A 25,928-nucleotide genomic window follows, 5' to 3' on the forward strand; every position below is an offset into this window, starting at 1 on the left:
AGAACGTGTTCCACCGAACCACGCTCGGTTACAGTAACGTCGCAGTTCGCACGACGTGTGACGGCCAATGTGAACAATTCCAGCCGACCTACCGAATGGTAGCCTTCTCGGACTAAGGTCATCTTCACGGTACACGCCCGTCTCTGGGCCAAACCGGCGGGGAAAGGGGTGTCCGTGCAGGAGGAGGAAGGCAGGCTGCGGATCGCGCTGCTGTCCTATCGCAGCAAGCCCACCTGCGGCGGCCAGGGCGTCTATCTCCGCCACGTCAGCCGCGAGCTGGTCGCGCTCGGCCACCACGTCGAGGTGTTCTCCGGCCAGCCGTATCCCGAGCTGGACGAGGGCGTCATCCTGCGCGAGGTCCCCAGCCTCGACCTCTACCGCGACGAGGACCCGTTCAGAACCCCCAAGCTGGACGAATACCGCGACTGGATCGACTGGCTAGAGGTCGGGACGATGTGGACGGCCGGGTTCCCCGAGCCGCTGACGTTCACGCTGCGGGCCTACCGCGAGCTGAAGAAGCGCGTCGGCGACTTCGACGTCGTCCAGGACAACCAGACCCTCGGGTACGGCCTGCTGGGCATCCAGCGGATGTTCCCCGTGGTCGGCACCATCCACCACCCGATCAGCGTCGACCGGCGCATCGAGCTCGAGGCCGCCACGGGCGGCAAGAGGCTGAGCCTGCGCCGCTGGTACGGGTTCGTGAAGATGCAGGCACGCGTCGCCCCCCGGCTGAGCCCCATCCTGACCGTCAGCGAGTCGTCGCTGGCCGACATCCACCGCGACTTCAACGTCCCCCAGGCGAACATGCGCCTGATCCCCCTCGGCGTCGACACCCGCTACTTCCACCCGCGCCCGGACAAGCCCAGGCGCAAGGGCTCGATCGTGGCGGTGGCCAGCGCGGACTCGCCCATGAAGGGCGTCGCGACGCTGCTGCGCGCGGTCGCCAAACTGGCCACCGAGCGCGACGTGAACCTGACCGTCGTCAGCCGCCCCACCCCCGGCGGCCCCACCGAGCAGCTCGTCCAGGAGCTCTCGCTGCAGGACCGCGTCCGTTTCGTGCACGGCATCTCCGACGAGGAGCTGGGCGAGCTGGTCGCCACCTCGGAGATCTCGGTCGTCCCCTCGCTCTATGAGGGCTTCTCGCTGCCCGCCGTCGAGCACATGGCCTGCGCCACGCCCCTGGTGGCCAGCCGTACTGGGGCGCTGCCCGAGGTCGTGGGCGACGCGGCCATCCAGGTGACCCCCGGCGACCCCGAGGAGCTGGCGTCGGTGCTGCGCCGCCTGCACGACTCCCCCGAGGAGCGCGAACGGATGGGCAAGGCCGGATACGACCGCGTCATGGAGCGCTACACCTGGCACGTCGTGGCCAGGAGAACCGTCGAGGCGTACCGCGAGGCCATCGCGAACCACAAGAGGAGAGGCTGACCAGTGCTGACCGTGGACTTCGCCCGGCTCCCCGTCGGCCCCGGCGTGCGTGTGCTCGACCTGGGCTGCGGCGGCGGCAGGCACGCCTTCGAGGTGCTGCGCCGGGGAGCGGACGTGATCGCGTTCGACATGGACCAGTCGGAGCTGGACGGCGTGGCGGCCATGTTCGCGGCGATGGACAAAGAGGGCGAGGTGCCGCCGGGCGCGAGCGGGCAGACCGTCCAGGGCACGGCGCTGGACATGCCGTTCGAGGACGGCAGCTTCGACCGGGTCATCGCGGCCGAGGTGCTGGAGCACATCCCCGACGACATGGCGGCCATGCGCGAGATCTTCCGCGTGCTCAAGCCGGGTGGCACGGCGGCCGTGACCGTGCCGAGCTTCCTGCCCGAGCGCATCTGCTGGGCGCTGGACGAGGCCTACCACACGGCCCCCGGCGGACATGTCCGGATCTACACGCTGGCCGAGCTCTCGGCGAAGCTGAAGGCCACCGGGTTCGAGATCGGGCCCCACCACCACGCCCACGGGCTGCACGCGCCGTACTGGTGGATCAAGTGCGCCGTCGGCGTCGGCAACGACGACCACCCGCTCGCCAAGGCGTACCACGAGCTGCTGGTCTGGGACATCATGAAGCGCCCCGCGGCGACGAGGATCGCCGAAGCCGTGCTCAACCCGATCATCGGCAAGAGCGTGGTCCTGTACGTCAGGAAGCCATGATCTCCCGCGCGGAGGTCGTGCGGACGGCCGAGAGCATCGCGGCGATACAGCAGGACGACGGCGGCGTGCCGTGGCCGGAAGGCCACGTCGACGCCTGGAATCACGTCGAATGCCTGATGGCCATGGCCGTCGCGGGCCTCGGGGAGCCCGTACGGCGCGGCTACGCGTGGCTGGCCCGCCACCAGCGCCCCGACGGTTCCTGGCCGATGAAGCTGGTCGACGGCGTGCCCACGGAGCTGGGCGGCGAGAGCAACCATGCCGCCTACGTCGCCGCCGGCCTCTGGCACCACCATCTCGTCACCGGCGACCAGGCGGTCACCGAGGAGCACTGGCCCATGGTGAAAGCCGCGCTGGACTACGTGGCGGGGCTGCAGACCGAGCGGGGCGAGATCGTCTGGGAGCGCGACGCCCGCGGCATGGCCTCGACGTACGCGCTGCTCACCGGGTGCTCCTCCATCCACCAGGGGCTGCGCTGCGGCGTGCTGCTCGCCGACCACCTGGGCGATCCGCAGCCGCACTGGGAGCTGGCCGCCGACCGGCTGGCGCACGTGCTGGCGGCCCATCCCGAGGCGTTCACCGACAAGAGCCGCTTCTCCATGGACTGGTACTACCCGGTGCTCGGGGGCGCGGTGCGCGGGCGGCAGGCGTTCGAGCTGCTGGAACGGGAGTGGGCGACGTTCGTGGTGCCCGGGCTCGGGATCAGGTGCGTGTCGGACCAGCCGTGGGTGACGGGGGCGGAGACGTGCGAGCTGGTGCTGGCGCTCGACGCCCTGGGTGACCGGGAGCGGGCGGTCACGTTGTTCGGGGACGTGCAGCATCTGCGGCACGAGGACGGCTCGTACTGGACGGGGTGGCAGTTCGCGAACCGCAAGCACTTCCCCCACGAGCGGTCCGGGTACACGGCCGCCGCGGCCGTCCTGGCGGCGGACGCGCTGCTGGAGCTGACACCGGGATCGGGGCTGTTCCGCGACATCGCGGGGACGGCCGTGTCCGACCCGGAGAGCTGCGGGTGCGCCGCCGGCACCGGGCTCGTACGCCTCGAAGACCTCTGACCTGCCCCGATCCTCGGGCACAAGCGCTTTTGCGGGTTCTTTGCCCCCGAAATCCGGTGCGCCGCCGTTGATCGGCGCAATGGGCTTACTAGCTTCGGAGTGACTCGTACGAGGCGTCTTCGGGGGAAGCGTGGGCGACGCGGGCACAACCTTGCTCTTGGATCAGGTCAGGACCGAGCCGACATTGTCCACGGCGACAGGGCTGCGGAGATTTCTGGCCAAGGATCCGCTGGAGTCCGATCTGAGCCGACGACGGTTCCGGGTCAGGGACGGACTCTCCCGGACGGCATTCACCAACGCCGAAAGCTCGTACGTTTTCGGCTTCAACGCGGTGATGTGCCGGGAAGTCGAGAAGATCGAGGAAATACCGCCGGATCAGCGGCCCTTCGGCTACGAGGGGGCCGCGGCCGCCTGCACCGTGCTCGACCTGCTCACGCTGACGCGCGGCCGACGCCTTCACGAGCTGCTGACCGGCCCCGCCCAACATCACCGCCACGCCGCCTACCTGGGAGCCGGTCGCGCGTACGCGCTGCTGCGGCTGCGGCCCATGCGGGGGGCACGGCGGGCGCACCCGGTGCTGCGGTGGCTGGCGGTGGACGGGTTCGGCTTCCAGTGGAGCCTGACCAGGGCCGATCGCATGGTGGGCGAGCGCATGATGCCCGACCTGCTGACCAGGGCGCACTGTGCGGTGTTCGACCAGGGGCTGGGACGGCTGCTCTGGTACCACGACTGCGCCGCGCCCGACGACGTCGCCGCCAGGATCGGCGGCTACCCGCCGGGGCGGCGGGCCGACCTGTGGAGCGGGGTCGGGTTCGCCGCCACGTACACGGGCGGTGCCGAGTCCGACGAGCTGTGGTGGCTGACCGAGCACGCCGGGGCCGACGGGTTCCGCGCCCATCTGGCGCAGGGCTGCGCGTTCGCCGTGGCCGCCAGGCTGCGCTCGGGGACGCTGCCGGACCACACGGCGCAGGCCGTGCCGATCCTGGCGGGGGCCGGCCCGGAGGAGGCCGCGTCGTGGACGGACGAGGCGCTCATCGCGCTCGGGCACGAGGCGCACACGCACGAGGACTTCCAGCACTGGCAGTCCCAGACCCGTCGCTCCTGGACCCACCGCCACCGCTACTGAGACCTGCCTGGCCGCGGGCATGGCGGCCGCTCGGGCCCGCTCACGTCGGACCGGCGCCAGGGAGGCGTGAGCGGCACGCTCAGAGCCGGCACGGCCGGGGAGGGCCGTCCCCGTCAGATCCCGGGGCCGACGCGTTCCAGCACGCGCAGCGAGCCCTCCACCGACACCTCCCTGAACGCCCCCGACCGCAGCGCCCGCTGGTAGATCCGGTACGGCGCCTGCCCACCGTCGGCGGGATCGGGATAGATGTCGTGGAACACCAGCGCCCCGCCCTCCATGACGTGCGGCGCCCACCCCTCGTAGTCCCGGGTCACGGGCTCCTCCGAGTGTCCCCCGTCGATGAACAGCATGCCCAGGGGCGTGTTCCAGAGCGCGGCGACCTGCTCCGACCGGCCCACAATCGCGATCACCTCGTCCTCGAGCCCGGCCGCCGCGATCGTCGTCCTGAACGTCGGCAACGAGTCCATCTTCCCGAACCGGTGATCCACCAGCGTCGGGTCGTGATGGGCCCACCCGGGCTGGATCTCCTCCGAGCCCCGGTGATGGTCCACGGTGACGACCACGGACCCGGCCTGCCTGGCCGCCGCGCCGAGGTAGACGGCCGACTTGCCGCAGTAGGTGCCGATCTCGCAGATCGGCCCGAGCTTGCCGTACTGGCAGGCCGCCTCGAACAGGGCCAGCCCTTCGTCGGCCGGCATGAATCCCTTGGCGTGCTTGGCTGCGTGGCGCAGCTCTGACGGCATCGACATAGGGATGCACCCTAGCCGAACCGAATAACATTCCAGGAGCCCCCTTGCAGGGCCGTTCTGAAACCTGTTCTACTTACAACGTGAATCAGCGCGCCCGCATCGCGATGTCGGACGACGACGTCACCGCGTTCCTCGAGAGCTCACGCAAGCTGCAGCTGGCCACCATCAACCCGGACGGCATGCCGCATCTGGTGACCATGTTCTACGGGCTCGACGAGGGGCGCATCACGTTCTGGACCTACGCGAAATCCCAGAAGGCCCGCAATCTGGCGCGCGACCCGCGGGTGAGCTGCCTGGTCGAGACCGGCGACGATTACGGCGAGCTGCGCGGCGTCCTGGTGTACGGGAAGGCCGAGCTGGTGGACGACCGCGATCGCGTCATGGAGGTCGGCCTGCTGGTCGCCCGCCGGATGACTCCGGGCGTACCGGACGAACTGCTGCTCCCGTACGTGGAGCAGACCGGGCGCAAGCGGGTTGCGTACGTCGTCGAGCCGACCAAAGTGGTCTCATGGGATCACAGGAGGCTCACATGAGAATCAAGGTCGACTACCTGGTCTGCGAGGCCAACGCCGTGTGCATGGGGCTCGCGCCGGAGGTGTTCGAGGTGGACGACGACGACCAGCTCCACGTCCTGCTGCCGGAACCGCCCCCCGAGTTGCAGGACCGCGTCCGCCACGCGGTCAGGTCCTGCCCCAAAGCCGCTCTGTCCCTCGAGGAATAGCCAGCCCTACGCCTGAGTTCGAGGAGGAACCCCATGCGCGCCGCGATCCTGCACGCCGTAGGCAACGACAAGCTGGACATCCGCGACGACGTCACCCTGGCCCCCGTCGGGCCGGCGGACGTACGCGTACGGATCAAGGCCACGGGCGTCTGCCACTCGGACCTGTCTGCCATGACCGGCGTCCTGCCGCAGCCCGTGCCGTTGGTGCTCGGGCACGAGGGCGCGGGCGAGGTGGTCGAGGTCGGCGAGCACGTCACCTCGCTCAAGCCGGGCGACCACGTGGTCATCAACTGGCGGCCGGGCTGTCAGGAGTGCGACCTGTGCCTGGGCGGACAGCCGTACCTGTGCATCAAGTACGTGGTCGAGGCGTTCAGCAAGGGCAACTTCCGCTTCGGGGGCGACGGGGCGACGGCGTTCGGGATGGCCGGGTGCGGCACCTGGGCCGAGGAGATCGTCGTGCCGTGGCAGGGCGCGATCAAGATCGACGAGGACGTGTCGTGGGAGGCGGCGGCCCTGATCGGCTGCGGCATCACGACCGGCGTGGGCGCCGCGATCAACACCGCCAAGGTACGCCCCGGCTCGACGGTCGCGGTGATCGGCTGCGGCGGCGTCGGCCTGTCGGTCATCCAGGGCGCCCGCCTCTCCGGCGCCAGGATGATCCTCGCGGTCGACCCCCTGGAGTCCAAGCACGAGCTGGCCAAGAAAGTGGGCGCGACTCACGCGGTGACCCCGGAGCAGGTCCCGGAGGCCCTCAACGAGCTCACCGCCGGCGCGGGCTTCGACTACGGCTTCGAGGTGGTCGGCAAGTCGGCCACGATCCAGAGCGCCTGGCAGATCACCCGGCAGGGCGGCGACGTCATCGTGGTCGGGGCGGGCGCGGTGGACGACATGGTGTCGATCTCGGCGTTCAGCCTGCTGTTCGAGGGCAAGAACCTGCTGTCCAGCCTGTACGGGGAGGCCGACGTCCGGCACGCCTTCCCCTACTTCGCCAAGCTCCACAAGGCCGGCAAGCTGGACCTGGAGTCGATGATCAGCGCCCGCATCCGCCTGGCCGACCTGAACGACGCCGTGGAGGCGCTGCGGGGCGGCGAGGTCCTCCGCCAGATCGTCGTCATGGACTGATCGGCGGCGTTTTCAGGTTGCCCAGGCAGCCGGCATGGGCGTCGTAGTACAGACTCCAATTTTGGAGCGCGTGCTCTGCTATCATGATGGACATGCCTCGACCTCGGGTCCACGATCTTGATCGTCTGTTGGACGTCGCCGAGCAGTTGGTGGCCGACGGCGGCCCCGAGCGGTTCACGGTACGAGCGCTCGCGGCGGCCTCCGGGGTGTCGAACGGCGCGATCTATCACGCGTTCGGGTCGCTGCCGGTGCTGCTCGGCCGGCTGTGGCTGAGAGCGGCGGGAGATTTCCTGGACCTGCAGACCGAGCTCGTCGACGCGGTGCACGGAGGCGACCGCGAGGCGGCAGTCGAGGCGGTGGTGGCGGCGGCGAGCACCCCTGCGGTGTTCGCCGACCGCCGGCCCGCCGCGGCCCGCATGCTCATAACGGTGCGCCGTGACCAGTTGCTGGGCCCCGAGGTGCCGCAGGAGCTGGCCGAGGCGATGTTCGCCCTGGAAAAGCGGTTGGTGGCGCTGCTGACCCGCCTGTCGCGGGCGCTGTGGGACCGTGCGGACGGGACCAGCGTCGAGGTGGTGACGCTCTGCGTGGTGGACCTGCCGATCGCCGTGTTCCGCCGGGTTCTGACCGAGCCGACCACGGACGGCAGGCTCGTGATCGGAGCCGACACCCGGGAGCGTCTGAAGGCGGCCGTCCGCGCGGTGCTCGCCCTCCCGCTGCCTCCGCGGGCCGTGCGGTCTTCTGGCGGTTGATCGCGGTCGACATCCTTCGGCCGGATCCAATGGGCCGCTTGACCTTGCCCCTGGGGCAAGGCTCGACGATGCTCTGCATGAACAACAACGCACTGCACACCGTCGAAGCCCAGATCCGCGACCAGGCCGCCGTTTACTGCGAGTCCAACCACGTCCCCGGGTTCGTCGCCGGCGTCTACCACGCCGGCGAGCAGATCGTCGTCGCCCACGGCACCGCGAACGTCGCCACCGGCGCACCGATGCTCGAAGACACCGGCTTCCTCTTCGGCTCCGTCACCAAGGTCATGACCACCACGCTGGTCCTGCGGCAGGTCGACCGCGGGCTGCTGGACCTCGACACGCCGGTGGTGAAGTACCTTCCCGACTTCGCGCTGAACTCGCCGGGCGTGGCGGACAAGATCCTGGTCCGGCACCTGATCTCCCACACCAACGGCATCGACGCGGACCTGTACTTCCCCGACGCCAAGGGCCGCGACGCCCTGAAGACCTACGTCACCGGCCTCGCGAGCAACTGCGGCACCCTGTTCGAACCCGGCGAGCAGCTCAGCTACTCCAACGGCGGCATGATCGTCGCGGGCCGGCTGCTGGAAGTGGTCACCGGCCTCCCCTTCCCCGACCTGCTCGCCCACGAGATCTACGGCCCGGCCGGCATGGAGAACTCCAGCACCTCAGCCGAGCAGGCCATCCTGCGCAGCACGGCAGTCGGCCACTTCCTGGACCCCGAGACCATGACGGCCAAGCCCACGAACATGTTCACGCTGCCCGACACCTGGGGACCGGCCGGCGGCACACCGATCGGCACCGTCGCCGACCTGCTCGCCTTCGGACGCACCCACCTCGCGGGCGGGCTCTCCCCCTCCGGCACCCGCGTCCTGTCGGCCGAGTCCACCGCCCTGATGCGGCAGGTCTCCTACGACATGGCGAGCCCGAACACCCCGCCGATCGGCCTGGGCTGGGTACTGTACCCGTTCGGCGACACGACCGTGCTCGCCATGTCCGGCGCATCGCCCGGCGGCGTGTCCATCCTGTGCGTCGTGCCCGACCACGACCTGGTCTTCACCGCCTTCGGCAACACGCCGGGCGCGATCATGCTGCAGGACCAGATCCTGCAGTGGCTGCTGCGCGAGCACCTCGGCGTCCAGATCCCCACCCTGATCACCGAACTGGAACAGGATGTCGACCTCACCCCGTACGTGGGCACCTACCGCTCCAACCAGCTCCGCATCGAGGTCAGCATCGTCGAAGGGCAGCTCGAGGAGCGTACGACCTACGAACCGGCGGACGAATCGCAGGAGCGGATCTTCACCGAGTTCGCCGGCGGCACCACCTCCGCCCCGCCGCAGCGCTACGTGCCCATCCGGCCGGGCCTTTTCGCACCCGCCGGCTACCCGCTGGAGATGTTCGACGGATACCTGCGACTGCTGCTCGTCTCCTACCACGACATCCGCGACGACCAGGCGCGCTTTCGCAACGGCGGTGGCCGCCTGACCCGCCGGGCCTGACCGTTCCGAATGACCTGCCGGGTGGAAGGATGTCCAACATGATCACGATTGGCCAGCTCGCGGACTACGCCGGGGTGACCACCAAAGCCATCCGCCACTATCACGAGCGCGGTCTGCTCACCGAGCCCGACCGCGACTCCTCCGGCTACCGGCGCTATACCGCCGAGCATGCCATCAAGCTCGTCAAGATCAGGACCCTGGCCCATGCGGGCGTGCCACTGGCCCGCGTCAAAGACCTCCTTGACGCCGACCCGGACGCGCTCACGGCAGCCATCGCCGAGATCGACCACACCCTCCAAGACCGCATCGAGCAGCTGCAGCGAACCCGCGAGCAACTCGCCCAGCTGCGCGGCGGCGACCGGCTTTTCGTTTCCCCGCAAGTCGCCGACTACCTCGACGAGCTGCGCCGACTCGGTGTCAGAGAGCGCCAGATACACCTGGAGCGCGACGGCTGGATCCTCATGCAGACCGCCTCACCCGAGGACGCCGCCCTGTGGATCGCCGAAAAACGTGAGCTCCTGGCCGATCCCGAGTTCCGTGCCCTCTACCTCGAACATGACGCCGCCTACGACTGGCCTCCGGACGATCCCCGCCTTCCCGCCCTCGCGGACCGTACCCGGAACTGGTTCACCAACCACCACAGCCGATCCGAGACCCGCCCCGTCCACAACCCCGCCATCGCCCGGCTGGCCGCGCAATCCCAGCCCGGAGCCTCATCCCCAGCTTGGGACCGTCTTGCCCAACTCATGGAAGGCTAGCCTTCGATCGACGTCGACACACACCTCGACGATCAGCAGGGGCCAACAGGGTGACAGGATCCTAATGATCCCGATCAGGCCCCGGCACACCGTCAATCAATGACGACTTCACCTCAGGCCGATGCCGGGGTGCGCGAGGGGCGGGAGCCCCTTGGGGGCGCTGCCTGGAACTCCGTGCGCGCAGCGCCGCCCTTGGGGAAGGCCTTGCTGTCAGCTCCCTACGTCGTCGAGAAGGCGGCGTCGAACGCGGTGGCCGGTGGGGTGATGGAGTTGAGCTTGCGGATGTACCCCAACGCCTCCCTGGCCCCGTCGAGCCGGTCCATCCCCGCGTCCTCCCACTCGATCGAGATCGGCCCGTCGTACCCGATCGAGTTCAGGGCACGGAAACAGTCCTCCCACGGCACGTCGCCCCGACCCGTGGAGACGAAGTCCCAGCCGCGGCGCATGTCCGCCCACGGCAGGTGCGAGGACAGGCGGCCCTTGCGGCCGTCCCCGACGCGCATGCGCGTGTCCTTGCAGTCCACGTGGTAGATCCGGTCCTTGAAGTCCAGGATGAACCCGACCGGGTCCAGGTCCTGCCAGACCATGTGCGACGGGTCCCAGTTCAGGCCGAAGGCGGGACGGTGGCCGATCGCCTCCAGCGTCCGCTGGGTCGTGTAGTAGTCGTAGGCGATCTCGCTCGGGTGGACCTCGTGGGCGAAACGGACCCCGACCTCGTCGAAGACGTCGAGGATCGGGTTCCAGCGGTCCGCGAAGTCCTGGTAGCCGGCCTCCACCATCGAAGCGGGCACCGGCGGGAACATGGCCACCGTGTGCCAGATCGACGACCCGGTGAAGCCCACCACCGTGTCCACGCCCAGCAGCGAGGCCGCCCTGGCCGTGTTCTTCATGTCCTCCGCCGCGGCCTGGCGTACCGACTCGGGGTCGCCGGAGCCCCAGATGCGGGCGGGCAGGATGGACTTGTGGCGCTCGTCGATGAGGTCGCAGACGGCCTGGCCGACGAGGTGGTTGGAGATGGTCCAGACCTTGAGCCCGTGCTTGTCGAGCTGGGCGCGCTTCTGCTCCACGTACGACGGGTCCGCCACGGCCTGGGCCACGTCGAAGTGGTCGCCCGAGCAGGCGATCTCCAGGCCGTCGTAGCCCCATTCGGCGGCCAGCCTGCACACCTCCTCGAACGGCAGGTCGGCCCACTGCCCCGTGAACAGGGTGACAGGTCGCATGCGTCAATCCTCCACGTTCGTGTAGCGGCTGCCCTCAGCCGCGCTCTGCTCGACCGCCTCCAGCACCCGCTGCACCCGCAGCCCGTCCGCGAACGACGGCGACGGGTCGGTCCCGGCGGCGACCGCCTCCAGGAAGTCCTTGACCTCATGGGTGAAGGTGTGCTCGTAGCCGAGCCCGTGCCCGGGCGGCCACCAGGCGCCCACGTACGGGTGCTCGGGCTCGGTGACCAGGATCCGCTCGAATCCGCCGCCTCCGGAGCTGAACCAGAGCTCGTTCATGGCCTCGAAGTCGAACGCCAGGCTGCCGAGCGAGCCGTTGATCTCGATGCGCATCGCGTTCTTGCGCCCGTAGGCGAAGCGGGTGGCCTCGAACGAGGCCAGCGCCCCGCCCGACAACCGGCCGATGAACAGCGCGGCGTCGTCCACGGTGACCTGCCCCATGGAGTCCGCCCGCGAGGCGCCCAGTCCCGCGGACTCCGCGGCCAGCGGGCGTTCCTTGATGAACGTCTCCGTCAGCGCCGAGACACCCACGATGTTCTGCCCGGTGATGAACTGCGCCGCGTCCACGATGTGCGCGCCGATGTCGCCCAGCGCGCCCGACCCGGCCTTGTCCTTCTGCAGCCGCCAGACCAGCGGGAACTCCGGGTCGACGATCCAGTCCTGCAGGTACGCGGCCCGCACGTGCCTGATCTCGCCGAGCCGGCCCTCCTCGACGAACCGGCGGGCGAGCGCGATCGCGGGCACCCGCCGGTAGTTGAACGCCACCATGCTCCTGCCCGTCGCGGAGGCCGCGGCCCGGACCATGGCCTGGGCCTCCTCGACGGTGTTGGCCAGCGGCTTCTCGCAGATAACGTGTTTGCCCGCCTGCAGCGCGGCGATGGCGATCTCGGCGTGCGAGTCGCCGGGCGTGCAGATGTCGACGATCTGCACGTCGTCACGCTTGATCAGCTCTCTCCAGTCGGTCTCGACATCGGCCCAGCCGAGCTGCGCCGCGGCGGCCTCGGTGCGCTCCTTCGACCGGCCGGCGATCACCGCCATGCGCGGCGTCAGCGGAAGGTCGAAGAAGGCTCCCACGCTCCGCCAGGCCTGGGAGTGAACGCGGCCCATGAAGGCGTAGCCGATCATGCCTACGCCGATGGTGGTCTTGTCTGACATGCAATCCCCGATCAGGATTCGAAGCCGAGCGCCAGGTACTTCTCGACGTTCTCCTTGGTGATGGTCTCGGATGCGAGCGTGATCGACTGCGGAACCTGGTTCTCCACGAGATCACTCATGCCCTTCCCCTGTGCTATCAGACGCGCGAGTTTGATCGCCGAGGAGGCCATCGTTGGGCTGTAGGTGACCGTGGCCTTGAGCACCGACGTGCCCGACTGGATCTCCTTCATCGCGTTCAGCGACCCGGCGCCGCCGACCATGATGAACTCGTTCCGGTTCGCCTCCTTGATGGCGGCGAGCACGCCGACGCCCTGGTCGTCGTCGTGGTTCCACATCGCGTCGATCTTCTTGTGCGCCTGGAGCAGCGAGGTGGCCACCTGGTTGCCGGTCTCTACCGTGAACTTGGCGTCCTGCTTGGCCGCCACGCTGAACCCGAACGTCTTCAGCGCGTCCGCGAACCCCTTGCTGCGGTCCTGCGTCAACGGCAGCGTGGCGATGCCCTGGATCTCGACGATGACCGGGTTGGCCACCCCCTTGTCCTTGAGCTGCTTGCCGATGTACTGCCCGGCCGCGACGCCCATGCCGTAGTTGTCGCCGCCGATCCAGGTCCGGTACGCCAGCTTGTCGGGGAAGACGCGGTCGAGGTTGATGACCGGGATCCCCGCCTGGGTCGCCTGCAGCGCCACCTGGTTCAGCTGCTGGCCGTCGTTGGGCAGGATGACCAGCGCGCTCACCTTGGCGGCGATGAGCGACTCGACCGCCGAGATCTGCTGGTTGATGTCGTTGGTGGGCTCGACGGGCTTGAACTCGACATCGGAGTACTGCTTCGCGGCACTCTCGGCGTTCTTGGCGATGGCCGCGATCCAGCCGTGGTCGGCGGCGGGCGCGGAGAAGCCGATCGTGACCTTCTGGCCGGGCTCGTCGTTGCCGCTCGCGGCGGGGGCTGGAGCGGAGGCCGCGCTGGAGGGCGCCGCCGCGGGCTCGTTGCTGGTGCAGCCGGCCGCTAAGAGTACGGCCCCGCCGACGAGGAATCCCCTGCGCGCGACGTTCTCACTCATGGTGCTCTCTCCTTCAGGTTCCGCCGCTGGAGAAGGACGGCGACGACGATGATCAGGCCCTTGGCGATGAGCTGGTCGCTGGTGTTGAGCCCGTTGAGAATGAAGAGGTTGGTGATGAGGGTGAAGATCAGCAGGCCCAGGATCGAGCCCACGATCGTGCCCCGGCCCCCGGTGAGCAGCGTGCCACCGATGATCACGGCGGCGATGGCGTCGAGTTCGTACAGGTCGCCGTGGGTGGACGAGCCCGTCGTCGTACGCGCCATGATCAGGATGGCGGCGATGCCGCAGCACAGTCCTGACAGGGCGTACAGCAGCACCGTGTGCTTGCGCACGTCGATCCCGGCGAGCCTGGCCGCCTCGGGATTGCCCCCGACCGCGTACGTCCGCCGCCCGAACGTCGTGCGGTTGAGCACGATCCACCCGAGCACCACGACCAGGGCGAAGACGTAGACCAGCAGCGGGATGCCTAGCACCCGCGTGGTCGACAGATCCACGATGGCGGCGTTGTCGGCCTGGATGAGCTGCGTCTTGCGGTCGGACATGCGCTGCGCCAGCCCGCGGGCGGCGACGAGCATGGCCAGCGTCGCGATGAACGGCACCATCCGCCCGTAGGCGATGAGTAACCCGTTGACCACCCCCGCCCCCGTGCCGACCAGGATGGCGCAGATCGCCATCACCACCGGCCCGTACGACTGCGTGGCGAGCGTCGTCGCCCAGACCGAGGCCAGCGCCATGACCGCGCCCACCGACAGGTCGATGCCCCCGCCGATGATGACGAACGTGGCCCCGACCGTGATCACGCCGATCGTGGCGGCCAGGGAGAGGATGCTGACCAGGTTGGAGGTGGTGGCGAAGTTCTCGGGTCTGGTGATCAGGCCGACCACGACCAGCAGCGCCAGGGCCGCCAGCAGCCCGAGATGCCGCATCTCGCCGAGCCCGCCGAAGCCGCGCGACGACCGGGGCGCGGCCATCACCTCTGTTGTGGGCTCGCTCATCAGGCTGCCCTCCCATTCATGATCATGTCGAGTACGCGGTGTTCGTCCAGCTCGGCGGCGTCGCCCTCGTGGATGACCGTGCCCTCGCGCAACACCAGCACCCGGTCGGCGAGACCGAGCACCTCGGGAACCTCGCTGGAGACGAGCAGCACGCCGATGCCGCGCTCGGCGAGGTCGCGGATCACCGCGTACAGCTCGGCCCTGGCACCCACGTCCACGCCTCTGGTCGGCTCGTCGAGCAGGAGGAGCTTGCGGCCGCCGAGCAGCCAGCGGGCGAGCACGGCCTTCTGCTGGTTGCCGCCGGAGAGCGTCCTGATCGGGCGTTCGGGGTCGGGTGGCCGGATGTCCAGCATCTCCGACAGGCGCTTGGCCTCGCTCCGCTCACGTTTGCGGTCGATCCAGCCGAACCTGGCGAATCCCGGCAGGCTGCCCAGCGTGATGTTGGCGGTGACGCTCTGGTCCAGGAGCAGGGCCTGGGCCTTGCGCTCCTCCGGGGCCAGGCCCATGCCGCGCCTGACCGTGCCGACGACGCTCCGTCGTACGGGCTGCCCGTCGAGCAGGACGCGTCCCGAGGAGGGGCGGGCGCCGTACACGGCCTCCAGGATCTCCGAGCGCCCCGAGCCGACCAGCCCGGCCAGCCCGACGATCTCACCCGCCCGCACGGAGAACGAGACGCCGGAGAAGACGCCCGGCGAGGAGAGGTTCTCGGCCCTGAGCACCTCCTCACCGAGCGAGCGCCCGGCGCGGGGCGGGAAGACGTACTCGACGTTCCTGCCCGTCATGAGGGAGACGATCTCCGCCGTCGGGGTGTCGCGCGCGGGCAGGCCGACGGCGACCGTGCGGCCGTCCTTGAGCACGGTGACCCGGTCGCCGATCTCGCGGATCTCCTCCAGGCGGTGGGAGATGTAGACGACGGCCACGCCCTGGGCGGTGAGCTCGCGGATGATGCGGAAGAGGTTCGCGACCTCGTCGTGGGCGAGGGCGGCGGACGGCTCGTCCATGATGATCAGGCGGGCGTCGTGCGAGAGCGCCCTCGCCATCGACACGACCTGCTTGGCCGCCGGCGACAGCCGCCCCACCTCGGCCGATGGGCGGATCTCCGGGTGGCCCAGCCGCTCGAGCACCTCGCGGGCCGCGCGCCTGGCGGCCGCCCTGTTCACGAAGCCGAAGCGGGCGTGCTCGTGGCCGAGGAAGATGTTCTCGGCCACGCTGAGCCCGTCGACGAGGTCGAGTTCCTGGTAGATGGTGGCGAAGCCGAGCCTGATGGCGTCTATGGGGCTGCTCGGGCGCACTTCCTTCTCGTTGAACGAGATCGTGCCCTCGTCCGGCTGGTGGACCCCGGCCAGCACCTTGATCAGGGTGGACTTGCCGGCGCCGTTCTGGCCGAGCAGGCAGTGCACCTCGCCCGCCCGTACGTCCAGGTCGACCCCGTCCAGCGCGCGCACGCCGGGGAACTGCTTGACGATGCCCTTCATGACCAGCATCGGGAGTGTTCCTTTCAGGCGTTGACGATGCGGTTGATGTTGTCCGGTGAGAGGTAGTGCTCGATGGCGAGGATCCCCGCCCCGAGCGCGGCCGCGTTGATGCCCGCCTGGCTCGGCGTGATCGACAGGTGGTGCGTGGCCAGCGGGAGCGATCTGCGGTAGACCGTCTCCCTGATCCCGGCCAGCAGGTGTTCGTGCACCCTCGACAGCGCGCCGCCGACGACGATGACCTCGGGGTTGAAGAAGTTGACCAGGCTGGCCAGCACCTCGCCGATGTGCCGGCCGGCCTCTCTGACCAGCCGCAGCGCCTGGGTGTTGCCCGCCTGTACGAGCGCCACGACGTCGGCTCCCGACTCGGCCGGGAGGCCCAGCTCGGTCAGCCGCCGCGCGATGGCGGCCCCGCCGGCCACCGCCTCCAGGCAGGCGCTGTTGCCGCAGCGGCAGCCCGCGTCCTCGTGGCCGCTGACCCGGATGTGACCGATGTCGCCGGCCGAGCCCTGGGCGCCCCTGTGCAGCCTGCCCTGGGCCATGATGCCGCAGCCGATGCCCGTGCCGACCTTGACGAACAGCAGGTGGTTGATGTCCGGGAACGAGTGGCGGTGCTCGCCCAGCGCCATGACGTTGACGTCGTTGTCGACCAGCACGGACACGCCGTCGAAGTACTCGGGGACGGGGTAGTCGTTCCAGCCCGGCATGATCGGCGGGTTGTTCGGCCGTCCGGTGGCGAACTCCACCGGCCCCGGCACCCCGATGCCCATGGCGCGCAGCGCGGAGCGCGGCCGGCCCACCTCTCCGAGCAGCCGGTCCAGCCGCCGGTCCACGTGCGCGAGCACCTTCTCCGGACCCTCGCCGATCAGCAGCGCGTCCTCGCACTCGGCCAGCACGTCGCCCGACATATCCATGAGCGCGACCCGGCAGTGGGTGGCGCCCAGGTCGACGCCCGCGAACGCGTGCTCCTCGGTGTGCAGGCGCAGTTGCCGCGGCGGCCGCCCCCCGGTGGACTCGCCGCTCTCGATCTCCTCGACCAGGCCGCGCTCGATCAACGCGTCCACGCGCTGGGAGATCGTCGATCTGGCCAGGCCGGTGAGCCTCGCGAGATCGGAACGGGTCGTCGCCGAGCCTGCGCTGATGAGCGTCAGGACATCGCCGGCGGAGCCCGGCTGGGGGGTCATGTGGCGACAATAAGATCACCGATGCGGCAAATCAAGAGTAGGAATCGACCAAACTCCCCTGACTTTCGCCGATGATCGAACAAAGACCGATTTGTCAGGCTATTCGCCACTCCGGACAGCAGAAGTCCCCGCCACCGGGGTGCCGAAAACCCGGCGGCGGGGACCACTTGGAGGAGTTAGAGCATGGCCTTCATCGAGTCGGCGGCCGTGAGGACGTAGGGCTGCTCGGCCATGATCGCCTCCCAGTTGCCCGCGACGGCCTCCGGCGTGATCTCGTCGTCCTTCCAGCCGGGCCCCTCGGCCACGAACACCCGCGCCACCCGGCCGCCGCCGACGCTGAACACCTCGCCGCTCGCCTCGCACGTCTCGTGCACGAGGTACGCCACCAGCGCGCTCACCCGCTCGGGCGTGAACTTGGCCTCGAACTCGGCCGGCAGCAGTGACTCCGTCATCCGGGTCCAGGCGATGGGCGCGATGGCGTTGGCCATGATGCCGTTGCGCCCGCCCTCGATGGCGAGTGTCTTGGTCAGGCCCACGAGCCCCATCTTGGCGGTGGAGTAGTTGGCCTGGCCGAAGTTGCCGAACAGGCCGGCCGGGCTGGAGGTGTTGACGATGCGGCCGTAGCCGGCCGCCTTCATCAGCGGGTAAGCGGCCTGGCTGACCAGGTACGAGCCGCGTACGTGCACGGCCAGCACCCCGTCGAAGTCCTCGGCCGTCATCTTGCCGAACGACTTGTCCCGCAGGATGCCCGCGTTGTTGACGACGATGTCCACCTTGCCGAACGCGTCGACGGCGGCCTGCACGATGGCCCTGGCGCCCTCAGGCGTGGCGACGTTGTCGGCGTTGGCCACGGCCTGGCCACCGTTCTTCGTGATGAGCTCGACCACGTCGGCGGCGGGCCCGGCGGAGGCGCCCGTGCCGTCGAGCGCGCCGCCGAGGTCGTTGACGACCACCTTGGCGCCCCGCTCGGCCAGCAGGAGCGCATGCGACCTGCCGAGACCGTGTCCGGCCCCCGTGATGATCGCGACCCTGTCATCGAACCGAAGCATCGAACCTCCCACGCAGGAGAACAACATTCTGTTACACGTACGATAACGCGTTTAATGGTCGCGCTCACTTGGCCCTCGCTGGTCACGCGAGCTACCGCTCTCGGGCCTGAACGTTCGCCGCTCCGCGTTTAATGGTCGCGCTCACTTGGCCCTCGCTGGTCACGCGAGCTACCGCTCTCGGGCCTGAACGTTCGCCGCTCCGCGTTTAATGGTCGCGCTCACTTGGCCCTCGCTGGTCACGCGAGCTACCGCTCTCGGGCCTGAACGTTCGCCGCTCCGCGTCACGCGCCCCGCCACAGATCCGGCTCGCCGCACTCCCCGCGCATAGCGGTAGTCACCACAAATTTCATCACTAACCCGAACATAGTTCTGTATCAGAAACATGTTCTACTGGGGTCATGAAGCTGAGCGGCGAGACCTCCCGTAATGGCCGCTTCCAACGGCAGCCGAACCGTTTCACCGATCGCCTCGACTCCCCCGAGCCGGGCCGCTACCGCCTCTACGCCTCCTATGCCTGCCCGTGGGCGCAGCGCGTGCTGATCGTCAGAAAGCTGCTGGGCCTGGAGGACCTGCTCGACGTCACGATCGTCGACCCCATCCGGGACGAGAAGGGCTGGCGCATCCCGGACGGCGACCCCGAGTACCTGTCGGAGCTCTACCACGCGAGCGACCCCGGCTACACGGGGCGCTACACCGTTCCCTGCGTGTGGGACACCCAGGACAAGCGGATCGTCACCAACGACTTCCCGCAGATCACGCTCGATCTGGAAATGTCATGGGGAACCTCCCCCAACCTCTATCCGGAACGCCTGCGGCCCGACATCGACATCATGAACGACCGCCTGTACCACGGCCTCAACAACGCGGTCTACGAGGCGGGCTTCGCCCGTGACCAGCAGGCGTACGAGGAGGCGGTGGCGCGGGTCTTCAGCACGCTCGACTTCCTCGAGGTACGCCTGGCCGAGTCGGAGTACCTCTTCGACACCCTCACCGACAGCGACGTGCGCCTCTACACGACCCTGGCGAGGTTCGACGCGGTCTACTACGCGCACTTCAAGTGCTCGGTCCGGCGGCTGATCGACTATCCGGCGCTGTGGGCGTACGCACGGAGGCTGTACGCGATCCCGGCCTTCCGGGAAACCACCGTCTTCGACCAGATCAAGCGTCATTACTACATCACCCAGACCAACATCAACCCGACAAGGATCGTGCCTGTGGGACCGGAGATCGACTGGAGCCTGTAGGCGCGGGCATCCGCACGAACAGCAGGGCCGAGGCCAGCATCACCAGCGCGGCGACGGCCCAGGCGGCGGCCGGGCCCGCCTGGGTGGCCAGGGCGCCCAGCGTGACGTTGGCCACGATGCCGCCGGACTGCAGCGACAGCGAGCTGGTCGAGGTGACGGTGGTGCGCTCGGCGGCGCTGACCGCGTTGTGGGTCATCTCCAGGCAGAGCAGGCTCCCCACGGAGAGTCCGACGAACAGCGTCACGTACGCCGCTCCGGCGCTCACCAGCCCGGCCGTGCCGCCCAGCCCCGACGTGGCGGCCAGCCACCCCACGGAGAGCGCCACCACCACCGCCCCTGCGATCGCGCCCCTGGCCGAGCCGCCGGCCAGCCGCGCCGCGCGCGGTGCCAGGGCGCTGCCCGCCGCGCTGCCGGCGTACCCGAGCGCCGCGACCACGGCGTAGGCCAGGCTGCCGCGCTCGGCCGTGCCCGCCAGCTCGGCCAGCCGTCCCGGGGTGAGCAGTTCGATGCTCATCAGCACCACGCCCGAGCTCGCCGCCGCCGCCGTCAGGCGGCGCAGCACCGGACCTCCCGCCGCCAGCCGGATGCCCGACACGACCGTGGCGGGCACCTCGCGCAGCACGTCCGCCGGCGACCTGCGCGCATGCGGCGGCTCGGGCAGCGCGAACACCACCACGACCAGCAGCACGGCCGCCGCCACGGCGCCCAGCAGGGGCGGCGCGGCGAGCGGGAACATCAGCGAAGGCGGCACCAGCAGCGGGACGGCCCCGCCCGCCAGCACGCCCAGGCACAGCGCCACCGACTCCATCGCGCCGCCCCTGGCCAGGCCCGGCTTGAGATCGGCGTCGCGGCCCTCGATGTCGTGGAGCGTGTCGACGTACCAGGAGGTGGCGGGGCCGCTGGACAGCGCCCTGGCGACACCCTTGAACACGCCGCTCACCAGGAACATCCAGAACGTCGTGGACACGCTGATCAGCGCGAGAGCCGCCACGGTGCACGCGGCGGAGGCCGCCAGCACCATCCGACGCCCGATGACGTCGGCCAGGCCGCCCGTGGGCAGCTCCAGACTCACCGTGACGACCGAGAACACCGTCACCGACAGCCCCACCTCGGCCAGGCTGAGCCCGCGCGCGGTCATCAGCAGCACCATGGTGGCCGCCATGAGCCCCATGGGCAGCCAGGTCAGGAAACCGACGAGCATGTAGCGGCGTAACGCCGAGCGTGCGGTCACAGCTCCTCCTCCGTCGATCGGGGTACGGCTCCGTGCCAGGCGATGACCTGCCTGGCCTCGGGATCACCGGCGTATTTGGCGGCGAGGTCGTGCAGCAGTTCCTTGGCCTTCTGGTTGAACTCGCGTAGCCCGGCGGGCGGCAGCGAGACGATGTGGTCGCTCATCCCCGCCGTGTCCACCCAGTCACGGGACCACTCGGCGACGTCGAACTCCTCCAGCATTCGGCGGACCATCTCGGCCTGCCGCAGGTGGATGATCTTCACTGCCTCGCGGCCCTCGGCGGTGGCGGACAGCTCGACGGCGTCCCACGAGGTGTAGCGGTGGCAGGGTCGCCAGCGGCGCTCGCGCCCGTCGCGCCGCTCGGGGTCCTCCTCGATGAAGCCGTACTTGAACAGCTCGCGCAGGTGATAGCTGGTCGAGCCGGAGCTCTCGCCGACCTTGCGCGCCAGCTCGCTCGCCGTCGCGGGGCCGTCGGTGCGCAGCAGGCCGAGCAGGCGCACCCGGAGCGGGTGGGCGACCGCCTTGAGCACCTGTGGATCACTGATCTTGAACTGTTCCTCCATGTGGCTCACGATAGACCGCAAAGACAATTTTGCAAAGGGAATTTTGCGACTTTCCCCGCTCCTAGACTGTGGGGATGCTTGACGACATCTGGGTGGACGACTCCGTCTTCGCGCTGCGCCCCGACTTCGCGGTGCTGATCGTGACCGCGCACGGCCTGCGCAACGGGCCCACGGACGACCGGTCCCGGGCGTGGCTGGCGGCGGCCTCCGAGCTGGAGGTGGAGTCGGACAAGATCGACGCCTGGAAGGACGCGTACCGCGCCTTCGGGGCCAAGCCGCAGCGGACGCGGCCCTCGGTCGACGCGCTCACCCGCAGGATGCCGCTGCCGGAGATCAACCGGGTGGTGGACGCGTACAACTCGATCAGCGTGAAGCACGCGCTGCCGATCGGCGGGGAAGACCTCGACCGCTACGTCGGGCCGGCCCGGCTGGTGCGGGCGACCGGCGACGAGGCGTCCGAGGAGGCGCTCGGCACGCCCGAGCCGGGCGAGGTGATCTGGCGCGACGACGTCGGCGTCACCTGCCGCAGGTGGAACTGGCGCCAGGTGGTGCGCACGCGGCTCACCGAGGAGACCACCAACGCGATCTTCCTGCTCGAACGCCTCGAGCCGATGTCTCTGGAGGAGCTCAAGCAGGCGGGAGAGGAGCTGGCCGACCTTCTGTCCGAGTTGTCCCCTGAGGCGCGGATTGCTAGCAGGTTGCTGTCCAGCGGGAAATAAACCTCACGTACTGGTGTTGATACCAAAGAGTAATAATTGCGGCACCACCTGGACTGACTAGGGAGGCGTGACGTCTTTGCTCTGTCCTGAGAGGATCGAGCGAGGCGCCACAGCCTCTTCGGCGCGCGCTGCCGGTCCGGGCGAGTAGCCTTGGACAGGTTCTCTAACATCAACGCCGATCTGCGGAAGAGGGCGATTTCCGCCGTGTCGTCTGAGTCGTCGCGGACAAACCCGCTGGCAAGCTTTGGTCAGAACGAGTGGCTTGTCGACGAGCTGTACCAGAAGTACCTCCAAGATCCCGAGTCTGTCGACAAGGCCTGGTGGAACTTCTTCGCTGACTACAACCCTGATTACGGACCGGGCCGAACGGCACCGGGTAGGGAGGCGGCGAACGGCAGTGTGACCGCTCCCGCTCCACCGCAGGCGCCGCCGAAGGCGCCGCCCGCGGCCGAGAAGCCGAAGCAGCCCGCTGCCCCGGTGCCCAAGGGCGCCGAGGAGGTCAAGCTGCGCGGCGCCGCGGCGCGCACGGCCGCCAACATGGACCTGTCGCTGTCGGTCCCGACGGCGACCAGCGTGCGCGCGATTCCGGCCAAGCTGCTGATCGACAACCGCATCGTGATCAACAATCACCTCAAGCGGGGCCGCGGCGGCAAGGTGTCCTTCACGCACCTGATCGGCTATGCGATCGTCAAGGCCCTGCGGGCCATGCCGGAGATGAACCACTCCTATGCGGAGATCGACGGCAAGCCGACGCTGATCAAGCCCGAGCACGTCGGGTTCGGCCTGGCGATCGACGTACAGAAGAGCAACGGTGAGCGCCAGCTCCTCGTGCCCTCGATCAAGGGCGCGGACGAGATGGACTTCCGGCAGTTCTGGATGGCGTACGAGGAAGTCGTACGCAAGGCGCGCGCCGGCAAGCTGGGCGTCGACGACTTCTCCGGCACCACGATCTCGCTGACCAACCCCGGCACGATCGGCACCGTCCACTCCGTGCCACGCCTGATGCCCGGCCAGGGCACCATCATCGGCGTTGGAGCGATGGAATACCCGGCCGAATACCAGGGGGCCTCGCCCGACACGCTCTCGCGCCTGGCCGTCTCCAAGGTCATGACGCTGACCAGCACCTACGACCACCGGATCATCCAGGGCGCCCAGTCGGGTGACTTCCTGCGCCAGATCCACCGGCTGCTGCTGGGCGAGGACGGCTTCTACGACGAGATCTTCGAGGCGCTGCGGATCCCGTACGAGCCGGTCCGCTGGGTCCAGGACGTCTCGGCCTCCCACGACGACGACGTGTCCAAGTCCGCGCGCGTGATCGAGCTGATCCACGCCTACCGCGTGCGCGGCCACCTGATGGCCGAGACCGACCCGCTGGAGTACAAGCAGCGCAAGCACCCCGACCTCGACATCCAGTCCCACGGGCTGACGCTGTGGGACCTGGAGCGCGAGTTCGCCACGGGCGGTTTCGGCGGCCGTCCGCTGATGAAGCTCCGCGAGATCCTCGGCGTGCTGCGCGACTCCTACTGCCGCACGGTCGGCATCGAGTACATGCACATCCAGAACCCCGAGGAGCGGGCCTGGATCCAGGCGCGGGTGGAGAAGCCGCACAAGTCGCCCGAGCGCGACGAGCAGCTCAACATCCTGTCCCGGCTCAACACCGCCGAGGCGTTCGAGACGTTCCTGCAGACGAAGTTCGTCGGCCAGAAGCGCTTCTCCCTGGAGGGCGGCGAGTCCCTGATCCCGCTGCTCGACTCGGTCATCAGCGACGCCGCCGACGAGGGTCTCGACGAGGTCGTCATCGGCATGGCCCACCGCGGCCGGCTCAACGTGCTGGCCAACATCGTGGGCAAGTCGTACGCGCAGATCTTCGGCGAGTTCGAGGGCAACATCGACCCGCGCACGGCGCACGGCTCCGGCGACGTGAAGTACCACCTCGGCGCGACGGGTGAGTTCACCGCGCCGAGCGGCAAGACCATCACCGCCTCCGTGGTCGCCAACCCCTCCCACCTGGAGGCGGTCGACCCGGTGCTCGAGGGCGTCGTCCGCGCCAAGCAGGACCTCCTGGAGCGCGGCGAGGAGGGCTTCACCGTCCTGCCCGTCCTCGTCCACGGTGACGCGGCCTTCGCCGGCCAGGGCGTCGTGGCCGAGACGCTCAACCTGTCGCAGCTGCGCGGCTACCGCACCGGCGGCACCGTGCACGTGGTGGTCAACAACCAGGTCGGCTTCACGACCTCGCCCGCCTCGTCCCGCTCGTCGGTCTACGCGACCGACGTGGCCCGGATGATCCAGGCGCCGATCTTCCACGTCAACGGCGACGACCCCGAGGCCGTGGTGCGCGTGGGCCAGCTGGCCTACGAATACCGCCAGGCGTTCCGCAAGGACGTCGTCATCGACCTCATCTGCTACCGCCGCCGCGGCCACAACGAGGGCGACAACCCCGCCTTCACCCAGCCGCTGATGTACGACCTGATCGACGCCAAGCGCTCGACCCGCAAGCTCTACACCGAGGCGCTGATCGGCCGGGGCGACATCACGGTCGAGGAGGCCGAGCAGGCGCTCCGCGACTACCAGGCCAAGCTGGAGCAGGCGTTCACCGAGACCCGCGAGGCGGTGAAGAAGCCGGCCGAGGCGGCCGCCATGCGGGTGCCGCCGACCGAGGTCGTCAAGTGGTCGCACGACGAGACGCCGACCGCGATCACCGACGAGACGCTCAAGCGCATCGTCGACACCCAGCTCAACCTGCCCGAGGGCTTCACGCCGCACCCGCGCCTGGCGCCGGTGCTGCAGCGCCGCGGCCAGATGGTCGAGACGGACACGATCGACTGGGCGATGGGCGAGACGCTGGCATTCGGCTCGCTGCTCATCGACGGCCACCCGGTCCGCCTGGTGGGCCAGGACTCGCGTCGCGGCACGTTCACGCAGCGCCACGCCGTCCTGGTCGACCGGATGACCGGCGCCGACCATACGCCGCTCAAGACCTTCAACGAGGGCACCACGAAGTTCTACGTCTACGACTCACTGCTGAGCGAGTTCGCGGCGCTCGGCTTCGAGTACGGCTACAGCGTCGTCCGCCCGGACGCCCTGGTCGCCTGGGAGGCGCAGTTCGGCGACTTCGTCAACGGCGCCCAGACGATCATCGACGAGTTCATCTCGTCGGGCGAGCAGAAGTGGGGCCAGAAGTCCTCGGTCGTGCTGCTGCTGCCGCACGGTTTCGAGGGCCAGGGCCCCGACCACTCCTCGGCCCGCATCGAGCGGTTCCTGCAGGTCTGCGCGCTCGACAACATGACGGTCGCGCAGCCCTCGACCCCGGCCAACTACTTCCACCTGCTGCGCTGGCAGGTGGAGTCGGAGCGGCACAAGCCGATGGTGGTCTTCACGCCCAAGTCGCTGCTGCGCCACAAGGCGGCCACGTCCAAGGCGTCCGACTTCACCACGGGCACCTTCCAGCCGGTCCTCGGCGACACGACCGTGGACCCGGCCAAGGTGACCAGGGTCGTGCTCACGTCCGGCAAGCTCTACTATGACCTGGCCGCGGAGCGGGACAAGCGGGGCAGCGACAACGTCGCGATCGTCCGGCTGGAGCGTCTCTACCCGTTCCCGGGTGAGGAGCTGGCCGCCGAGCTGTCGCGCTACGGGGCGCAGGTGGAGCTGGCCTGGGCGCAGGACGAGCCGGTCAACATGGGGCCGTGGCCGTACCTCACGCTGAAGCTCGCGGAGGACCCGCAGACGCTGGGCGGCCGCCCGGTCCGCCGCATCTCGCGCCGGCCCAACAGCTCGCCCGCGACGGGGTCGCACAACTCGCACGACACCGAGCTCGAGGAGATCCTCCACGAGGTCTTCGGCTGAACCAGCGCACCACAGTGAGCCCCCGGCCCCGGCTGGGGGCTCACTGCCGTTTGAGGGAGGAATGGAGAGAGATGTACTTCACCGATCGGGGGATCGAGGAGCTCGTCGAGCGGCGGGGCGAGGAGGAGGTCAGCCTGCTCTGGCTCGGTGAGCGGCTGCGCGAGTTCGTCGACCTCAACCCGGAGTTCGAGATCCCGGTCGAGCGGCTGGCCACCTGGCTGGCGCGGCTGGACGACGACGAGGACTGAACCCCCGCTTTGACGAACAAACGCGA

Annotated in this window: 24 protein-coding genes; 14 read left to right on the forward strand and 10 right to left on the reverse strand. The window is 69.2% G+C overall.

Annotated features, from left to right (window positions below):
• Positions 1-174: 174 nt before the first annotated feature.
• From ABD830_RS25445 to ABD830_RS25460, 4 genes are all read left to right on the forward strand, one after another.
• A complete protein-coding gene (locus tag ABD830_RS25445; protein WP_378520852.1) occupies positions 175-1,425 on the forward strand; it encodes a glycosyltransferase family 4 protein in 1,251 nt (416 codons plus the stop codon).
• A 3-nt stretch (positions 1,426-1,428) separates the two neighbouring features.
• On the forward strand, positions 1,429-2,139 hold the full coding sequence (locus ABD830_RS25450; RefSeq protein ID WP_344992041.1) for a class I SAM-dependent methyltransferase: 711 nt from the start codon (positions 1,429-1,431) through the stop codon (positions 2,137-2,139).
• The gene (locus tag ABD830_RS25455) at positions 2,136-3,191 is read left to right on the forward strand and encodes a prenyltransferase (protein WP_344992044.1); all 1,056 of its coding nucleotides are present in this window, start codon (positions 2,136-2,138) and stop codon (positions 3,189-3,191) included. Before ABD830_RS25450 ends, ABD830_RS25455 begins: the two co-directional genes overlap by 4 nt.
• A 157-nt stretch (positions 3,192-3,348) precedes the next feature.
• A complete protein-coding gene (locus ABD830_RS25460; RefSeq protein WP_344992047.1) occupies positions 3,349-4,317 on the forward strand; it encodes a DUF1702 family protein in 969 nt (322 codons plus the stop codon).
• A gap of 113 nt (positions 4,318-4,430) precedes the next feature.
• Here the strand turns inward: ABD830_RS25460 and ABD830_RS25465 are convergent, their stop codons facing one another.
• Entirely contained in the window at positions 4,431-5,060 is a 630-nt protein-coding gene (locus ABD830_RS25465; RefSeq protein ID WP_344993027.1) for a class I SAM-dependent methyltransferase, read from the reverse strand.
• A gap of 86 nt (positions 5,061-5,146) precedes the next feature.
• Between ABD830_RS25465 and ABD830_RS25470 the strand changes: the two genes are divergently transcribed.
• The 6 genes from ABD830_RS25470 (at position 5,147) to ABD830_RS25495 (ending at position 9,918) form a co-directional block, all read left to right on the forward strand.
• Positions 5,147-5,599 carry a pyridoxamine 5'-phosphate oxidase family protein gene (locus ABD830_RS25470; RefSeq protein ID WP_344992049.1) on the forward strand — a complete coding sequence of 151 codons (453 nt, stop codon included), beginning with the start codon at positions 5,147-5,149 and terminating at the stop codon, positions 5,597-5,599.
• On the forward strand, positions 5,596-5,787 hold the full coding sequence (locus ABD830_RS25475; RefSeq protein WP_344992052.1) for a ferredoxin: 192 nt from the start codon (positions 5,596-5,598) through the stop codon (positions 5,785-5,787). Before ABD830_RS25470 ends, ABD830_RS25475 begins: the two co-directional genes overlap by 4 nt.
• A gap of 33 nt (positions 5,788-5,820) precedes the next feature.
• Positions 5,821-6,909, forward strand: a complete 1,089-nt coding sequence (locus tag ABD830_RS25480) for a Zn-dependent alcohol dehydrogenase (protein ID WP_344992054.1) — start codon at positions 5,821-5,823, stop codon at positions 6,907-6,909.
• A 92-nt stretch (positions 6,910-7,001) separates the two neighbouring features.
• Positions 7,002-7,658, forward strand: coding sequence for a TetR/AcrR family transcriptional regulator (locus ABD830_RS25485; RefSeq protein ID WP_344992058.1), 657 nt, complete (start codon positions 7,002-7,004; stop codon positions 7,656-7,658).
• A gap of 77 nt (positions 7,659-7,735) precedes the next feature.
• The gene (locus tag ABD830_RS25490) at positions 7,736-9,160 is read left to right on the forward strand and encodes a serine hydrolase domain-containing protein (RefSeq protein WP_344992061.1); all 1,425 of its coding nucleotides are present in this window, start codon (positions 7,736-7,738) and stop codon (positions 9,158-9,160) included.
• Positions 9,161-9,198: 38 nt separating this feature from the next.
• Positions 9,199-9,918, forward strand: a complete 720-nt coding sequence (locus ABD830_RS25495) for a MerR family transcriptional regulator (protein WP_344992064.1) — start codon at positions 9,199-9,201, stop codon at positions 9,916-9,918.
• A 218-nt stretch (positions 9,919-10,136) separates the two neighbouring features.
• On the opposite strand, the gene ABD830_RS25500 is transcribed toward ABD830_RS25495, so the two are convergent.
• From ABD830_RS25500 to ABD830_RS25530, 7 genes are all read right to left on the reverse strand, one after another.
• A complete protein-coding gene (locus tag ABD830_RS25500; protein WP_344992067.1) occupies positions 10,137-11,138 on the reverse strand; it encodes a sugar phosphate isomerase/epimerase family protein in 1,002 nt (333 codons plus the stop codon).
• A gap of 3 nt (positions 11,139-11,141) precedes the next feature.
• Positions 11,142-12,293 carry a Gfo/Idh/MocA family protein gene (locus ABD830_RS25505; protein WP_344992070.1) on the reverse strand — a complete coding sequence of 384 codons (1,152 nt, stop codon included), beginning with the start codon at positions 12,291-12,293 and terminating at the stop codon, positions 11,142-11,144.
• 11 nt (positions 12,294-12,304) lie between these two features.
• Complete coding sequence (locus ABD830_RS25510; RefSeq protein ID WP_344992073.1) at positions 12,305-13,351, reverse strand: ABC transporter substrate-binding protein; 1,047 nt, start codon at positions 13,349-13,351, stop codon at positions 12,305-12,307.
• On the reverse strand, positions 13,348-14,346 hold the full coding sequence (locus ABD830_RS25515) for an ABC transporter permease (protein WP_344992076.1): 999 nt from the start codon (positions 14,344-14,346) through the stop codon (positions 13,348-13,350). The genes ABD830_RS25510 and ABD830_RS25515 overlap by 4 nt, the downstream gene beginning before the upstream one ends.
• On the reverse strand, positions 14,346-15,830 hold the full coding sequence (locus tag ABD830_RS25520; protein ID WP_344992079.1) for a sugar ABC transporter ATP-binding protein: 1,485 nt from the start codon (positions 15,828-15,830) through the stop codon (positions 14,346-14,348). The genes ABD830_RS25515 and ABD830_RS25520 overlap by 1 nt, the downstream gene beginning before the upstream one ends.
• A 14-nt stretch (positions 15,831-15,844) precedes the next feature.
• Positions 15,845-17,002 carry an ROK family transcriptional regulator gene (locus ABD830_RS25525; protein ID WP_344992081.1) on the reverse strand — a complete coding sequence of 386 codons (1,158 nt, stop codon included), beginning with the start codon at positions 17,000-17,002 and terminating at the stop codon, positions 15,845-15,847.
• 176 nt (positions 17,003-17,178) lie between these two features.
• A complete protein-coding gene (locus ABD830_RS25530; protein ID WP_344992083.1) occupies positions 17,179-18,051 on the reverse strand; it encodes an SDR family oxidoreductase in 873 nt (290 codons plus the stop codon).
• A 398-nt stretch (positions 18,052-18,449) separates the two neighbouring features.
• On the opposite strand from ABD830_RS25530, the gene ABD830_RS25535 reads away from it, so the two are divergent.
• Positions 18,450-19,295 (forward strand): glutathione S-transferase family protein, encoded by an 846-nt coding sequence (locus tag ABD830_RS25535; RefSeq protein WP_344992086.1) that lies wholly within the window; start codon positions 18,450-18,452, stop codon positions 19,293-19,295.
• Here the strand turns inward: ABD830_RS25535 and ABD830_RS25540 are convergent.
• Both ABD830_RS25540 and ABD830_RS25545 read right to left on the reverse strand, forming a co-directional pair.
• A complete protein-coding gene (locus ABD830_RS25540) occupies positions 19,243-20,526 on the reverse strand; it encodes an MFS transporter (RefSeq protein ID WP_344992088.1) in 1,284 nt (427 codons plus the stop codon). The genes ABD830_RS25535 and ABD830_RS25540 overlap by 53 nt on opposite strands.
• Positions 20,523-21,089 (reverse strand): helix-turn-helix domain-containing protein, encoded by a 567-nt coding sequence (locus tag ABD830_RS25545; RefSeq protein ID WP_344992091.1) that lies wholly within the window; start codon positions 21,087-21,089, stop codon positions 20,523-20,525. Before ABD830_RS25545 ends, ABD830_RS25540 begins: the two co-directional genes overlap by 4 nt.
• 74 nt (positions 21,090-21,163) lie before the next feature.
• On the opposite strand from ABD830_RS25545, the gene ABD830_RS25550 reads away from it, so the two are divergent.
• From ABD830_RS25550 to ABD830_RS25560, 3 genes are all read left to right on the forward strand, one after another.
• The gene (locus ABD830_RS25550; RefSeq protein WP_344992093.1) at positions 21,164-21,808 is read left to right on the forward strand and encodes a B3/B4 domain-containing protein; all 645 of its coding nucleotides are present in this window, start codon (positions 21,164-21,166) and stop codon (positions 21,806-21,808) included.
• Between the two features lie 204 nt (positions 21,809-22,012).
• Positions 22,013-25,654 (forward strand): multifunctional oxoglutarate decarboxylase/oxoglutarate dehydrogenase thiamine pyrophosphate-binding subunit/dihydrolipoyllysine-residue succinyltransferase subunit, encoded by a 3,642-nt coding sequence (locus tag ABD830_RS25555; protein ID WP_344992095.1) that lies wholly within the window; start codon positions 22,013-22,015, stop codon positions 25,652-25,654.
• Positions 25,655-25,725: 71 nt separating this feature from the next.
• Complete coding sequence (locus ABD830_RS25560; protein ID WP_344992098.1) at positions 25,726-25,902, forward strand: DUF6104 family protein; 177 nt, start codon at positions 25,726-25,728, stop codon at positions 25,900-25,902.
• The last annotated feature ends 26 nt before the right edge of the window (positions 25,903-25,928 follow it).

Origin of the sequence: Nonomuraea helvata (assembly GCF_039535785.1) — a bacterium.
In the GTDB taxonomy this organism is placed as follows: domain Bacteria; phylum Actinomycetota; class Actinomycetes; order Streptosporangiales; family Streptosporangiaceae; genus Nonomuraea; species Nonomuraea helvata.

What these genes read in the sequence shown, in the direction of transcription:
- ABD830_RS25455 (WP_344992044.1), top strand. Translation starts at nt 2,136, where the DNA reads ATGATCTCCCGCGCGGAGGTCGTGCGGACGGCCGAGAGCATCGCGGCG.
- ABD830_RS25465 (WP_344993027.1), bottom strand. Translation starts at nt 5,060, where the DNA reads ATGCCGTCAGAGCTGCGCCACGCAGCCAAGCACGCCAAGGGATTCATG.
- ABD830_RS25475 (WP_344992052.1), top strand. Translation starts at nt 5,596, where the DNA reads ATGAGAATCAAGGTCGACTACCTGGTCTGCGAGGCCAACGCCGTGTGC.
- ABD830_RS25480 (WP_344992054.1), top strand. Translation starts at nt 5,821, where the DNA reads ATGCGCGCCGCGATCCTGCACGCCGTAGGCAACGACAAGCTGGACATC.
- ABD830_RS25485 (WP_344992058.1), top strand. Translation starts at nt 7,002, where the DNA reads ATGCCTCGACCTCGGGTCCACGATCTTGATCGTCTGTTGGACGTCGCC.
- ABD830_RS25490 (WP_344992061.1), top strand. Translation starts at nt 7,736, where the DNA reads ATGAACAACAACGCACTGCACACCGTCGAAGCCCAGATCCGCGACCAG.
- ABD830_RS25495 (WP_344992064.1), top strand. Translation starts at nt 9,199, where the DNA reads ATGATCACGATTGGCCAGCTCGCGGACTACGCCGGGGTGACCACCAAA.
- ABD830_RS25500 (WP_344992067.1), bottom strand. Translation starts at nt 11,138, where the DNA reads ATGCGACCTGTCACCCTGTTCACGGGGCAGTGGGCCGACCTGCCGTTC.
- ABD830_RS25505 (WP_344992070.1), bottom strand. Translation starts at nt 12,293, where the DNA reads ATGTCAGACAAGACCACCATCGGCGTAGGCATGATCGGCTACGCCTTC.
- ABD830_RS25510 (WP_344992073.1), bottom strand. Translation starts at nt 13,351, where the DNA reads ATGAGTGAGAACGTCGCGCGCAGGGGATTCCTCGTCGGCGGGGCCGTA.
- ABD830_RS25515 (WP_344992076.1), bottom strand. Translation starts at nt 14,346, where the DNA reads ATGAGCGAGCCCACAACAGAGGTGATGGCCGCGCCCCGGTCGTCGCGC.
- ABD830_RS25520 (WP_344992079.1), bottom strand. Translation starts at nt 15,830, where the DNA reads ATGCTGGTCATGAAGGGCATCGTCAAGCAGTTCCCCGGCGTGCGCGCG.
- ABD830_RS25525 (WP_344992081.1), bottom strand. Translation starts at nt 17,002, where the DNA reads ATGACCCCCCAGCCGGGCTCCGCCGGCGATGTCCTGACGCTCATCAGC.
- ABD830_RS25530 (WP_344992083.1), bottom strand. Translation starts at nt 18,051, where the DNA reads ATGCTTCGGTTCGATGACAGGGTCGCGATCATCACGGGGGCCGGACAC.
- ABD830_RS25535 (WP_344992086.1), top strand. Translation starts at nt 18,450, where the DNA reads ATGAAGCTGAGCGGCGAGACCTCCCGTAATGGCCGCTTCCAACGGCAG.
- ABD830_RS25545 (WP_344992091.1), bottom strand. Translation starts at nt 21,089, where the DNA reads ATGGAGGAACAGTTCAAGATCAGTGATCCACAGGTGCTCAAGGCGGTC.
- ABD830_RS25550 (WP_344992093.1), top strand. Translation starts at nt 21,164, where the DNA reads ATGCTTGACGACATCTGGGTGGACGACTCCGTCTTCGCGCTGCGCCCC.
- ABD830_RS25560 (WP_344992098.1), top strand. Translation starts at nt 25,726, where the DNA reads ATGTACTTCACCGATCGGGGGATCGAGGAGCTCGTCGAGCGGCGGGGC.